Origin of the sequence: Paraburkholderia sp. RL17-337-BIB-A, from assembly GCF_046025895.1 — a bacterium.
GTDB classification, from domain to species: Bacteria; Pseudomonadota; Gammaproteobacteria; order Burkholderiales; family Burkholderiaceae; genus Paraburkholderia; species Paraburkholderia fungorum_C.
In genome coordinates this window covers 3552308-3565145 of record NZ_JARESY010000002.1, presented here as the reverse complement: position 1 = coordinate 3565145, position 12838 = coordinate 3552308, and the positions used below count along the sequence as shown (strand labels likewise).

Below are 12838 nucleotides of genomic sequence, written 5' to 3'. Positions count from 1 at the left end.
CGCAGAGGAGACGAAGGCATGAAAACCGATGACGTGATCGTCAGCTTTCGAGGTGTGCGCAAGACATACGACGGCGAAACGCTGGTCGTCAAACAACTCGATCTGGATATCTATCAGGGCGAATTCCTGACGCTGCTCGGACCTTCGGGATCAGGGAAAACCACATGTCTGATGATGCTGGCGGGCTTTGAATTTCCCACCGGCGGCGAGATCTGGCTGGACGGCACGCTGCTCAACACCGTGCCGCCGCATAAGCGCAACATCGGCATGGTGTTTCAGAACTACGCTTTGTTTCCGCATTTGACGGTCGAGCAGAACGTCGCGTATCCCCTCACGGTGCGCAAACTTTCCGCGAATGAGCGCGCCCATCGCACGAATAACGCGCTGAAGATGGTGCGTATGGAGAGCTTCGCGAAACGCTATCCGGCGCAGCTTTCCGGCGGTCAGCAGCAACGTATTGCGCTGGCGCGGGCGCTCGTGTTCGAACCGAAGCTCGTCCTGATGGACGAGCCGCTCGGCGCACTCGACAAGCAGTTGCGCGAGCATATGCAGTACGAACTTAAATCATTACACGAGAAGCTCGGCGTGACGTTCGTCTATGTGACGCACGATCAGGGCGAGGCGCTGACCATGTCGGACCGCGTCGCCGTGTTCGATAAAGGCATCGTGCAGCAGCTCGATACCGTCGACCGTCTGTACGAATCGCCGTGCAACGAGTTCGTCGCGAACTTCATCGGCGACAGCAACAAGCTGCGCGGCACGATTGCGAACGTCGATGGCGAGTACTGCGAGTTTCATCTGATTGACGGCACCCGCCTCACGGGACGCAATATCGGTGGCGCGCGGGCGGGCACGCCGGCGGTTGCTTGCATCCGGCCTGAGCGCATGAAGCTCGCTAGCCTGGGGAACGGTGCGTCACGACCGGGCGCCAACGCCCTAAGCGGCGAAGCGCGCGGGCTGATCTATTTTGGCGACCACGTGCGTATGCGCTGTGGCCTGCCGGAACAGGACGAGTGCTTCGTCAAGGTGCCGCTCGGCACCGATGCACTCGAAACCTTCGCGCCTGGTGCGCCGGTTGCACTGGAGTTCGCACCCGAGCATCTGCGGGTTTTTGCAGGCGCGTGAAGGCGTTTGGCGCGAAGCGATCGACGGAGTTCGTTCGATGCAGATCGTTCGGCGCAGTGGCTCCAACGTAGTTGGTCAAATTCAGGCGGGTCGAGTCAGCAGCACATAACAAGCCGTACCGTAGTTCGCTGAGGTTGAAAGCACACCACCAAAAAGGAGAGCAACACACCATGAGCAAGATCGGGAAATCGCGCTGCGCCATCGCTGTCGGTGCTGTGGCGCTCGCGCTGGGCGCCGCGCAGGTCAATGCAGCCGAACTGACGGTCGTCAACTTCGGCGGCGCGAACGGCGACGCGCAAAAGGTCGCATTCAACCAGCCATTCGAAGCGCAAACCAGCAACAAGGTGACCGCCGTCGAATATAACGGCGAGCAGGCCAAAGTGAAGGCGATGGTCGAAGCGAAGCATGTGAACTGGGACGTGGTGGAAGTCGAATCGGGCGACATCGGCCGAGGTTGTGATGAAGGGTTGTACGAGAAGCTGGACTGGTCGAAGATCGCCAAGAAGTCGGATCTGATTCCGGAAGCGCCGCAAGCTTGCGGCGTAGGTTTCTTCGTGTGGTCGACGGCACTTGCGTATAACGCCGACAAGCTGAAAACCGCCCCGACGGGCTGGGCCGACTTCTGGGACGTAAAGAAATTCCCCGGCAAGCGTGCGATGCGCAAGGGCGCGCGGTATAACCTGGAATTCGCGCTGATGGCCGACGGCGTGCCGCCGAAGGACGTCTACAAGGTGCTCGCCACCAAGGAAGGCCAGGACCGGGCGTTCAAGAAGCTCGACGAACTGAAGCCGAATATTCAATGGTGGGAAGCGGGCGCACAGCCGCCGCAATTTCTCGTCGCGGGTGATGTGGTGATGTCGACCGCGTACAACGGCCGTATCGACGCCGCGCAGAAGGAGGGTAAGAACCTCAAGGTGGTGTGGAACGGCAGCATCTACGACCTTGACTATTGGGCGATTCCGAAGGGCTCGCCGAACAAGGCGCTGGCTGAGAAGTACATCGCGTATTCGCTTTCGTCGAAGCCGCAACAGGACTACGCGCATAACATCGCGTACGGTCCGGTGAATGTGGCGGCGATCAAGGCGCTCGATCCGAAGACGCTTGCGAATCTGCCGAACTCGCCGGCTAATGGCAAGAATGCTGTGTTGCAGAATCTCGCGTTCTGGACCGACCATGGCGATGAGTTGGAGCAACGGTTTTCGTCGTGGGCTTCGAAGTAAGCAGGCTTGGGTGAGGCGGCGCGGTTTCTTGTTAGTGAAGTCGTGTCGTATCGATGCAAGACGACGCGCGCCTATCTGAACGATGTGCGCGCGGCTGGATGCATGGGATTGACAGTTGGTGCGTGGGACGGGGGTGAGTGCTAAAGCGCTAACTCCTGTCGACTCGCGAGTGCGTGGGACCAGAGTAAGCGCTAAAGCGCTAACTCTGGTCGACTCGCTAGTGCGTGGGACAGGAGTAAGCGCTAAAGCGCTAACTCCTGTCGACAATGGAGACGGGTGTGACTACGATGACGATCGCCGCTGATTCGACGCCCGAGTCGAGTGTTCGGCTCAAGCGAGAACTGAAGGCCGCGGAAGCGAAAAAACGCGCGATGGCGCTCCTACTGATCGCACCGCTCGCCATTTTTCTGCTACTGATTTTCGTCGTGCCAATCGGTGCGTTGTTGACGCGCGCTGCGCAGAATCCGGAAGTTGTTAATGCCTTGCCGCATACGCTGCATGCACTACGCGATTGGGATCGCAAGACGCTGCCTCCTGACGCGGCGTATGCCGCATTGGCGGTGGACCTCGCCGCAGTCGCGGATAGTGATGGCATGGGTGCGCTGGCACGCCGCTTGAACGTCGAAATTCCCGGCTACCGTTCTCTGGTCGCGAAGTCGGCTCGCGCGATGCCGTTCGTCGACGACAACAGCAAGCCATTGGATCTCGCGCCCGCCGAGGTTCACGCGAAGTTCGTCGAACTCGACGAGCGCTGGAACAACATCACCTACTGGCAGGCGATTGCCAAGAATTCAGGTGTGTATTCACCGTTCTATCTGCTGGCTTCGTTGGACCACAAACAGGACGCGTTCGGCCACATCATTCCGACCGATCCAGACCAACAGATCTATCTCGCCGTGTTTAGCCGCACGTTTGTAATCGGCGCGGTCGTGACGTTTTTCACGCTGCTGCTCGGTTATCCGCTCGCGTACTGGATCTCGACGCTGTCCGATCGTCGCGCGAATCTGGTGATGATTCTCGTGCTGATTCCGTTCTGGACGTCGATCCTCGTGCGCGTCGCCGCGTGGATTGTGATTCTGCAAAGCGAGGGGCTGGTGAACAAGGCGTTGATTGCGAGCGGGCTGTTGCATGACCCGCTGTCGCTGCTGTTCAACCGCACCGGTGTCTACATCTCGATGACGCACATTCTGTTGCCGTTCATGATCCTGCCGCTGTATAGCGTGATGAAGTCGATCCCGCCGACCTATCAGCGCGCCGCGATTTCGCTGGGCAGCCATCCGTTCGCGGCGTTCTGGCGCGTGTATGTGCCGCAGACTTATCCGGGGATCGGCGCAGGGGCACTGCTCGTGTTCATTCTGGCGATCGGCTACTACATCACGCCGGCATTGCTCGGTGGCCCAGGCGACCAGATGGTTAGCTACTACGTCGCGTACTTCACCAACGTGACGATCAACTGGGGCATGGCGTGCGCGCTCGGCGGCTTACTGCTTGCCGCGACGCTCGTGCTGTACGTCATCTACGGGCGTTTTACGCGTTCGTCCTTGAGCCTCGGCTGATTGGCTGAACGGAGCCTACTCGCGATGAAACTTGCCAAGCCCTTGTTCGCACCGCATACGTCGTTGGTTGAACGCGTGTGGTACTTCGCACTGCGCGCGCTTGCCGTGCTGACGCTGCTATATCTGATCTTGCCGGTGCTGGCGATTGTGCCGCTGTCGTTTTCGTCGAGCACGTTTCTGGTGTATCCGATTCCGGGCTGGTCGCTGCGCTGGTATCAGAATCTGATCGCGTCTGATGAGTGGCGCATGGCGGCGAAGAACAGCTTTATCGTGGCGCCGTCGGCGACGGTGGTCGCAACTGTTCTCGGCACGCTTGCTGCAATCGGACTGACCAAAGCGAACTTCCGCGGCAAGGCGCTGCTGATGGCGATCCTGATTTCTCCGATGATCGTGCCCGTGGTGGTGGTCGGCGTTGGCATGTATCTGTTCTTTGCGCCGCTGGGGCTGGCGAATACTTATATCGGGTTGATTCTGGCGCATGCGTCGCTTGGTGTGCCGTTTGTCGTGACGACCGTGGCCGCGACGTTGCAAGGCTTCAATTACAACCTGGTGCGTGCCAGCTTGTCGCTCGGCGCAAATCCGGTGAAGACGTTTTTCCGCATCACGTTGCCGGTGATTGCGCCGGGGGTCATCTCGGGGGCATTGTTCGCGTTCGCGACATCGTTCGATGAGGTCGTGGTGACGCTGTTTCTCGCAGGCGCGGATCAGACGACGCTGCCGCGGCAAATGTTCACTGGCATTCGCGAGAACATCAGCCCGACGATTGCGGCGCTGGCGACAATTTTGATTGTGTTTTCGACTTGCCTGCTGCTGGCACTGGAGTGGCTGCGGGGAAGGAACGCGGCGCGGGCGGTGAAGGTGTAAGTGGCAGACCGTATCAACGACAGCCGTTATGTAGCAAGAGAGTGCGAGGCTGACTGGATTATCCGTCGCGCACGTAATGCCTATGCGCGCGACAGGTGCAGCACAGCACTGATCTTTGGCGCGGGACCTTGCGTTGCGGAGACATCGCGGGCTTACGCAAACGTCCCGACCTTCTCCGATACGGGCCGTTTCCTGCGTTTGACGTGATCTTCCCCAAAGTCTCAGCTTTCTGACGTCATTCTAAGAATCTTCCCATTCCCCCTGCATCCGCGTCTCTTCATACTCAGAACCATCTTAAAGAAGATGCGTTCGACGCAGAAATCCAATGAAACTCCAGTTAACGATCCTCGCGTGTGCGCTGGCCTTGTCAGGTTGCGCGGACCATGCCGCGCGTGAGCGGCTCGGCATCGAAGATGCCACCGTGCTGAAAACCGGCGTCGGCGCCGCGCAGGACGAGGCCGCAGGGGCGGCCAACGGGCAATGGATCGACACCTACGCGCCGATCGTCAGCAGCCGCACCGCGCTGACATCGTTGCAACAACGTCTCGATCAAGTCCCGGGCGATAAAAACAGCTATTTCCACGCGAAGGCGCAATGCTGGTTAGACGCTGGCCAACAGGCGTCGCAGGCCAGCGATCACTGGGGCTTCGTCGAGGAAGCAATTGGCCAAGCCGCGATGATTACGATGAGCCTTGAAAATGGCTCGCCGTTATCCGCAGCTAACCCCGCCTTGCGCACCGTGTCGACTGTGCGCCCTGATCTATGGAAGATCGTCAACACTATCAAGTCCGATCCTGCCCTCGCCCAATGCCCTGAAGCGCAACGGCCTCTTGCGTGTGCCGAAGTCGAACTGACGCAAGCTGGACATGACGCATGGACGCGGAGTTTCTCCAGAGCTGAAAAGCGCTTACCGGAAGTTCAGGACAACCTGCGGAAATCAGCGGAAACGGCGCTGCAATGTTCGCAAGCGAAGCACGCGGTGGCACCGACACCTGCGGCTCAGGAGCCGCGAAAGATAACGCTGCGAGCCGACTCGCTGTTCCGTTTCAACGGCGGCGACGAAGCGGCGATTCTGCCGGCTGGCAAGCAACATCTCGACGCCGTGGTGATGGGTCTTAAGAAGGTTCCCGCGATACGTGAGTTGAAGGTCACCGGCTACGCCGATCGCCTTGGCAGCGATACTTACAATAAGAGTCTTTCGTTGCAGCGTGCACAGACGGTCCGGCAGTATCTGAGCAATCACGGTGTGACCTTGCCGGTAACCGCACAGGGCCAGGGCAGTGCCAATCAACTGGTGACTTGTCAACAAACGAAACGCGACGAACTGGTGCGATGTCTTGCGCCAAATCGCCGCGTCGAGATCGAATTCGTGCTCGGGGCTTCCTAGTTTGCCGGCGTATCAAGAATGACGGTCGGCGCGAACGAATGCCGACTTCGTGCGGCCGGTCGATATTTCGGCTAGCCCGCGTTGTATCACGGCTTTGCTACGAGATCCTAATCCCTAATCCCTAATCCCTTGCAGTCTTGCGCCGAGAGGCGGGGACGTTGCACGCATTCTTCTCGTTAGATGCGGCTTTTATGGCTTACCGATGGTGAGCGTGAGCGTGGCAAGGGTCGATTTCATGAGGAATACTATAAATGTCTACCATTCTGGTTATCGACGATCATCCCGCATTTCGGCTGGTCATCAAGATGCAGCTCATACAACTACTTGGCGTTGAAGAAGTAATCGAGGCCGACAACGGACAAACCGCTGTCGAAATGGCCCGGCAACACACACCCAAACTTGCGATCCTCGATCTCGACATTCCGCGCATCAGCGGGCTTGATGTCATTCCGCGTCTCAAGCTCGCCCACCCGTCGATGCGCGTGCTGGTGCTGTCGGGGCAAGATCCGGCTACCTTCGCGCAGCGGGCGATGCGCTCTGGTGTGCACGGTTTTGTCGCCAAGTCGCAGGAGATGAAAGAGATCATGCGCGGTGTCGAGGCTGTATTGGCCGGCTATACAGTGTTTCCCGTGACAGCCAGCGGAGCCGGCATCGCGCCGTCCGCCGACGGGGCAAATGAAGAAGACAGGCTCACGCTGTTGTCCGATAAGGAACTTGTGATTTTGCAGATGCTCACGAAAGGCATGTCGAACAAGGCGATTGGCGACGCGCTGTTCATGAGCGACAAGACAGTGAGCACATACAAGAGCCGCATCCAGGAAAAGCTTGGGCTGTCGTCATTGGCAGCACTGATTGAGTTTGCTACGCTGCACAGGCTGATCGACTGAAATGCTGCGGGCTACGAACAAAATGAGCCTGCTTGGTTCTTCAGCGGGCGCGCGTCGTCGTGCGCCGCGCTCCTCTTACAATTTTTCTCACAGTCTCTCTCACAACGCCGGGCTGACTTCGATCCGTTTTGCGACGGTATTGGGCTGCTTCTTTGCGTTTGCATTGCTGTGCCTGCTCTCGATACGCGCCAACGCGGCGCCGTTAGTCGACAGTACACCGCACGCATTGCGCGTTGACGATTCACGTCCGGCCGCAGTGCTCGCCGCGCGCGACGCAGTGGGACAACTCCGGCAGTCGGCCAGCGATCTTCATTCGCGCGAGGAGACCGCTGCTAGCGCGTCTCTTGCGCTTGCTTCCGGCGATAACCGCAACGCGTTCGGCCAACCGGCGACAGGCGCACGTGATGCCGCCATCGAGCGGCAAACGTGGCTGTTGGCGCTCGCGGCGCCGGCGGTCGTTGCGTTGGCCGGGGCATGCCTGTCTCGCGCCGCGCTGAGACGCGTTGCTGAAAAACTGCACCACGCTGAGAATGAATGGACGCGCCGCTGCGCTGCAGCCGAAGCGCGCGAGCAGGCCGTACGCGTCGCAGCATCCGCTGAGGCGAGCGCCGCCGCGAAGCAGGAACGGCTTTGGTTGCTCGGTGCGATGCGTGTCTATGCGGAAGCACCATTGATCGCCGTGACGGGTCTGCTTGAATCGCTCGAAACGGCGGCCACACCGTCGGCTCAACGCGCGCAGATGCCGGTGATCCGATCCGCGGTGCACACATGGGGTCAAACACTTCACGACTTGCTGGATGGTTCGCCACTAGAATCGCGTGACTTCGTTCTCGACGAAAGCGCGACGAATCTGCGCGAACTCGTCGACGGCGTCATTGCACTGTTGACTCCGTATGCGGCTCAGCGAGGCTTGCGCCTGAGTTCGAGCATCGATCAAACGGTCGCTGAGCGGATTCTCGCCGACAGTGCCCGGCTCGGGCAGATCTTCTTCCATCTGCTAAACCGCACGATCCAGGCTAGCTCGCGTGGAGAGATTGCGCTCGTCGTGCGGGCGGAACCGTCGAATTCCGGCTCACAGCGGATTGTTATCAGCGTGACGGATGCCGGTGAAAAAGCCGCGCATGCCGCACAACTGCAACTTTTCGGGCTGAGCGCTGATGAAGCGTCCGCGGGGGAACGACTTGGCGACGCTGATGCTTGCTTGCCGCTCTGCCAGATTCTCGTCCAGCGTATGCAAGGCGAGCTTTTCATCGCAAGCAGTTCAGATTCCGGCACTCGCGCGAGCTTCAGTGCGCCGTTCACCGTTGATCAATGGGGGCCGTCCACAGAACCGGCTCGTCACGCGCAGGCGCCCTTGTTCGCCCTTGCCGCGCAGTTGCAGGATGCAGCCACGAGTGCCCCATCTGAACCCTTCGAGCGCCGCTATCTCGACGCGCTGTCTGAAGAGGGCATCGATCTCCGCACATTTTTGGGCGGCTGGCGCCATTCGATGGACGACGATCTCAAGCGCCTGAGCGGCTTGAGCCACGAGCGCGACAGCGAAGGGTTGAGTAGCGTGCTGCACAGATTGAGCGGCGCCGTAGGTCTGGTCGGTGCGCGTAGTCTGATGGAAGCGTTGCGGCGCGCCAGCACGACCCCGCTGGAACACGAGGCGAGTGCAATTGGCGCGCTCATGGAGCGCGCCAAGACCTTGGTCGCGCAACTCGACACAGCGGTCGAGTCCCACCGGAGCACCATACGATGAACCGACCGCTGGCCTTGATCGAAGGCGATCTGGCGTTCCCGAAGCCGCGGCCATTTGATGGCTTGCCGCCGCCTTTCGGCTCGCGACGACGTGCGCCGCGGGCCGCAGCACAAAATGCGGCGCAACGCGAACCCCAACCCGCGGCACAAACTGAAGCGCAACAGGCGATCCACGATGCGGTGCAACGCAAGGAACGGCCGGCGCGCCAAAGCCCGTTTCCTCCGGGCGTGAAGCACATTCTGTTCTACAAGGCGCCCCCACAACGCTCGGATACCCATCGTTTCGATGCGGAGATGGCTGAAGCGAAGCGCTACCTTGAGATGGGCAAGATCCGTCCGCGTTCGTCGCGCTCGGATTACATAATCGGGGCGACGATCTTCCTGGGTTGCAGCATTGCGCTGGCCTGGTTGCTGGCAACGTGCACGACGCGAGACGCGGAGAAACCGACAACGCTGGCTGTGACGCAGCCGGTTGTGCCGACGGTGACAGCTGCAGCCATCGATAATTCGCAAGAGCCTGGCAAGCTGGCGCAGTTGGCGGTTGAGGACGCGCAGACGGTCGTGCAGGGTGTGCCTTCGGTCGCGAGCGCGGCCGCATCCGCACCGAGCTCTGTCGCGGCAGTGACGGCGCCTGCAAGTCATGCGACGAGTTACGCAGCGGCAGAGGTCGCGCCTGCGCGTTCGGCGGCAAGCCATACGGCAGCAGTTGTCGCGCCGTCGCCATCCGAGCCAGGCTATGCAGTGCCCACAGTGGCGTCGGTGAGCCAGGCGAAGAATGTCAACACGACTCTCAAGGCCGCCCCTGGAAACCCGCGCACGCAGCTATCGCAGCACGCCGCGCCACAACTGGCCACGCAAGCGTCTACCCGCGAAGCCATGATGAGCCGTCCGGCGAAGGCAGACCGGAAACTCGCAGTCGCACGCATGACCGAGGCGCAAGTCGACGAGCGGCTCGCGGCGAGCCGCACCGTTCGTCCAGCCACGAGGCCTTCCGTGTCGAAGCAACCCGAATGGACCGCACATCCGTCGGCTGAAACCGACGCGATCGACCAGGTTGCGTTACTCAACTGGGCCGCCCAGCAGCGCGCGCACGTCACGACGCGTGCAACGGTGTCGGCACCAGGAGACACCGACTGGAACGCCCGCATGACCCAACGCCGGATCACCGACAACCCGGACGCCTTCCAGGCAGGCCGCGGTCAGAAGTAAAAAGCCAGAAAAAAAGCCCGGCCAAAAGCCGGGCTTCCAAAATCGGCTGCGTCCTCCACAGGACGCAGCCCCTGCAAAACAGCTCGCAGTTACTACATGCCTAAGCGAATACCTTAAGCAGCCAGCAGCGAACGCAGCACGAACGGCAGAATCCCGCCGTGCTTGTAGTAGTCGACTTCGATCGGCGTATCGATACGCAGCAGAACCTGCACGCGTTTCTCCTTACCGTCCTTACCGCGAATCACCAGCGTCACTTCCTGTTGCGGCTTGAAGTCGTTGCCCAGGCCTTCGATGTCGTACGTCTCTTCGCCGGTAATACCGAGCGATTGCACGCTGTCCGAGCCCTTGAACTGCAGCGGCAGCACGCCCATGCCGACCAGGTTCGAACGGTGAATCCGCTCGAAGCTACGCGCGACCACAGCCTTCACGCCCAGCAGTTGCGTACCCTTCGCAGCCCAGTCACGCGACGAGCCCGTGCCGTACTCTTCACCGGCAAACACGACAGTCGGCGTACCCGCGTCGATGTACTTCATCGCTGCGTCATAGATCGACTCCTGCTCGCCGCTCGGCTGATGAATCGTCAGGCCGCCTTCAACGCGCGTGCCGTCTGCCTTCGCCGGGATCATCAGGTTCTTGATCCGGACGTTGGCGAACGTGCCGCGCATCATCACGTCGTGGTTGCCGCGGCGCGAGCCGTAGCTGTTGAAGTCGGCCTTCTGCACGCCGTTTGCCTTCAGCCACTTGCCTGCCGGCGAATCTTCCTTGATCGAGCCAGCCGGGCTGATGTGGTCGGTCGTGACCGAGTCACCGAAGATGCCCAGTGCGCGCGCATTCTTGACGGCCGGGATGCTGTCCGCCGGCGTCATCGAGAAGTCCTTGCCGAAGAACGGCGGCTCGGCGATGTAGGTCGATTTCGGCCAGTCGTAGACTTGACCTTCTTCGCCTTCGATCTTGCTCCACAGGTCGCCCTTCTTGGTCAGCGCTGAGTAGTTCTTGCGGAACGCGTCTGCATCCAGCGCGAACTTGAGCAGTTCGTTGACTTCTTCGCTGGTCGGCCAAATGTCGCCCAGGTAGATGTCCTTGCCGCCCTTGCCCTTGCCGACCGGTTCGGTCATCAGGTCGCGCGTGATGTTGCCGGCGATCGCGTAAGCGACGACCAGCGGCGGCGAGGCCAGGAAGTTCGCGCGGATGTTCGGGTGAATACGCGCTTCGAAGTTACGGTTGCCCGACAAAACAGCCGCCGCGACGATATCGTTCTTCGTGATCGCTTCGTTCAGTTCCGGCGTCAGGTCGCCCGCGTTACCAATACAGGTCGTGCAACCGTAAGCGGCCAGCGTGAAACCGAGCTTGTCGAGGTACTTCATCAAGTCGGTCTTCGTCAGGTATTCCGTGACGATGCGCGATCCCGGCGCCAGCGAGGTCTTGATGTGCGGAGCAACCGTCAGACCGGCTTCGACCGCCTTCTTCGCTAGCAGACCAGCCGCCAGCAGCACGCTCGGGTTCGACGTATTCGTGCACGACGTGATCGCGGCGATCAGGATGTCGCCGTTCTTCACGTCGACGCCGTTGCTCGTCGTGTATTGCGCTTCGAGATCTTCGGCCTTCTTTGCAAAGCCGTTTTCTGCGACCGGCTTCGAGAACAGATCGCTGAAGGTCGACTTCACGTGACCGATTTCGATACGGTCTTGCGGGCGCTTCGGACCTGCCAGCGACGGCGTCACCGTGCCCAGATCCAGCGTGACGACCTTGGTGTAGTCGATCTGGCCAGCCTTCGGAATACCGAACAGGCCTTGCGCCTTGAAGTAGCTTTCGAAGGCGGAGATTTCCGCGTCGGTGCGGCCCGTGCCCTTGAAGTAGTCGATGGTTTTTTCGTCGACCGGGAAGAAGCCCATGGTGGCGCCGTATTCCGGCGCCATGTTGCCGATCGTTGCGCGGTCCGGCAGCGACAGCGACTTCGTGCCTTCGCCGAAGAACTCGACGAACTTGCCGACAACCTTTTCCTTGCGCAGCAGTTCGGTCACGGTCAGGACCAGGTCGGTCGCCGTCAGGCCTTCGCGCAGCTTGCCCTTCAGTTCAACGCCAACCACGTCCGGCGTCAGGAAGTACACCGGCTGGCCGAGCATGCCGGCTTCAGCTTCGATGCCGCCCACGCCCCAGCCCACCACGCCGATGCCGTTGATCATCGTGGTGTGGCTGTCGGTGCCGACCAGCGAATCCGGGTAGTACACGGTGTCCGCGCCTTCGGCCTTCTTGTGCACGCCGCGTGCGAGGTATTCCAGGTTCACCTGGTGAACGATACCGACGCCCGGCGGCACGACCTTGAACGTGTCGAATGCCTGCATGCCCCACTTCATGAACTGGTAGCGCTCGTTGTTGCGCTGGAATTCCAGTTTCATGTTCAGGTCGAGCGCGTTCTTTTCGCGGAAGTGATCGATCTGCACCGAGTGATCGACCACCAGATCAACCGGGACCAGCGGTTCGATCGACTTCGGGTTCTTGCCGACGCGTTGCGCGACACCGCGCATCGCAGCGATATCGGCGAGCAGCGGCACGCCGGTAAAGTCTTGCAGAACGACGCGCGACACCACGAACGGGATTTCGTCGACGCGTGCTGCAGTCGGCTTCCAGTTCGCGAGTTGCGTGATGTGTTCTTCGGCGATTTTCTTGCCGTCGTAGTTACGCAGCACCGATTCCAGCACGATACGGATCGAAACCGGCAGGCGGTCGATCTTGATGTTCAGTGCCTTGCCGAGTTGCGGCAGGGAGTAGAACTTGCCTTTGCCGGAACCGCTGTCGAATTCCTTGAGCGTTTTGTGGAGGTTGTGGGCCATGGTGTTTTCCTTGGTT

General features: G+C 60.5%; 9 protein-coding genes. 8 read left to right on the top strand and 1 reads right to left on the bottom strand.

Annotated elements, in window-relative coordinates:
* The first annotated feature begins 18 nt into the window (after window positions 1–18).
* The 8 genes from P0D84_RS36530 to P0D84_RS36495 all read left to right on the top strand — a co-directional run bounded on the left by P0D84_RS36530 (window position 19) and on the right by P0D84_RS36495 (window position 9991).
* A complete protein-coding gene (locus P0D84_RS36530; RefSeq protein ID WP_408345312.1) occupies window positions 19–1125 on the top strand; it encodes an ABC transporter ATP-binding protein in 1107 nt (368 codons plus the stop codon).
* A 170-nt stretch (window positions 1126–1295) separates the two neighbouring features.
* Complete coding sequence (locus tag P0D84_RS36525; protein ID WP_408345309.1) at window positions 1296–2345, top strand: ABC transporter substrate-binding protein; 1050 nt, start codon at window positions 1296–1298, stop codon at window positions 2343–2345.
* A 278-nt stretch (window positions 2346–2623) separates the two neighbouring features.
* Complete coding sequence (locus P0D84_RS36520; protein WP_408345306.1) at window positions 2624–3901, top strand: ABC transporter permease; 1278 nt, start codon at window positions 2624–2626, stop codon at window positions 3899–3901.
* Between the two features lie 24 nt (window positions 3902–3925).
* Complete coding sequence (locus P0D84_RS36515; protein WP_408345303.1) at window positions 3926–4765, top strand: ABC transporter permease; 840 nt, start codon at window positions 3926–3928, stop codon at window positions 4763–4765.
* A gap of 325 nt (window positions 4766–5090) precedes the next feature.
* Window positions 5091–6152 carry an OmpA family protein gene (locus tag P0D84_RS36510; protein WP_408345300.1) on the top strand — a complete coding sequence of 354 codons (1062 nt, stop codon included), beginning with the start codon at window positions 5091–5093 and terminating at the stop codon, window positions 6150–6152.
* Between the two features lie 251 nt (window positions 6153–6403).
* Window positions 6404–7039 (top strand): response regulator, encoded by a 636-nt coding sequence (locus P0D84_RS36505; protein ID WP_408345297.1) that lies wholly within the window; start codon window positions 6404–6406, stop codon window positions 7037–7039.
* Between the two features lie 139 nt (window positions 7040–7178).
* A complete protein-coding gene (locus P0D84_RS36500; protein WP_408345294.1) occupies window positions 7179–8783 on the top strand; it encodes an ATP-binding protein in 1605 nt (534 codons plus the stop codon).
* The gene (locus P0D84_RS36495; RefSeq protein ID WP_408345291.1) at window positions 8780–9991 is read left to right on the top strand and encodes a hypothetical protein; all 1212 of its coding nucleotides are present in this window, start codon (window positions 8780–8782) and stop codon (window positions 9989–9991) included. Before P0D84_RS36500 ends, P0D84_RS36495 begins: the two co-directional genes overlap by 4 nt.
* 113 nt (window positions 9992–10104) lie before the next feature.
* On the opposite strand, the gene acnA is transcribed toward P0D84_RS36495, so the two are convergent.
* Complete coding sequence (gene acnA, locus P0D84_RS36490; RefSeq protein ID WP_408345288.1) at window positions 10105–12822, bottom strand: aconitate hydratase AcnA; 2718 nt, start codon at window positions 12820–12822, stop codon at window positions 10105–10107.
* Window positions 12823–12838 lie beyond the last annotated feature (16 nt).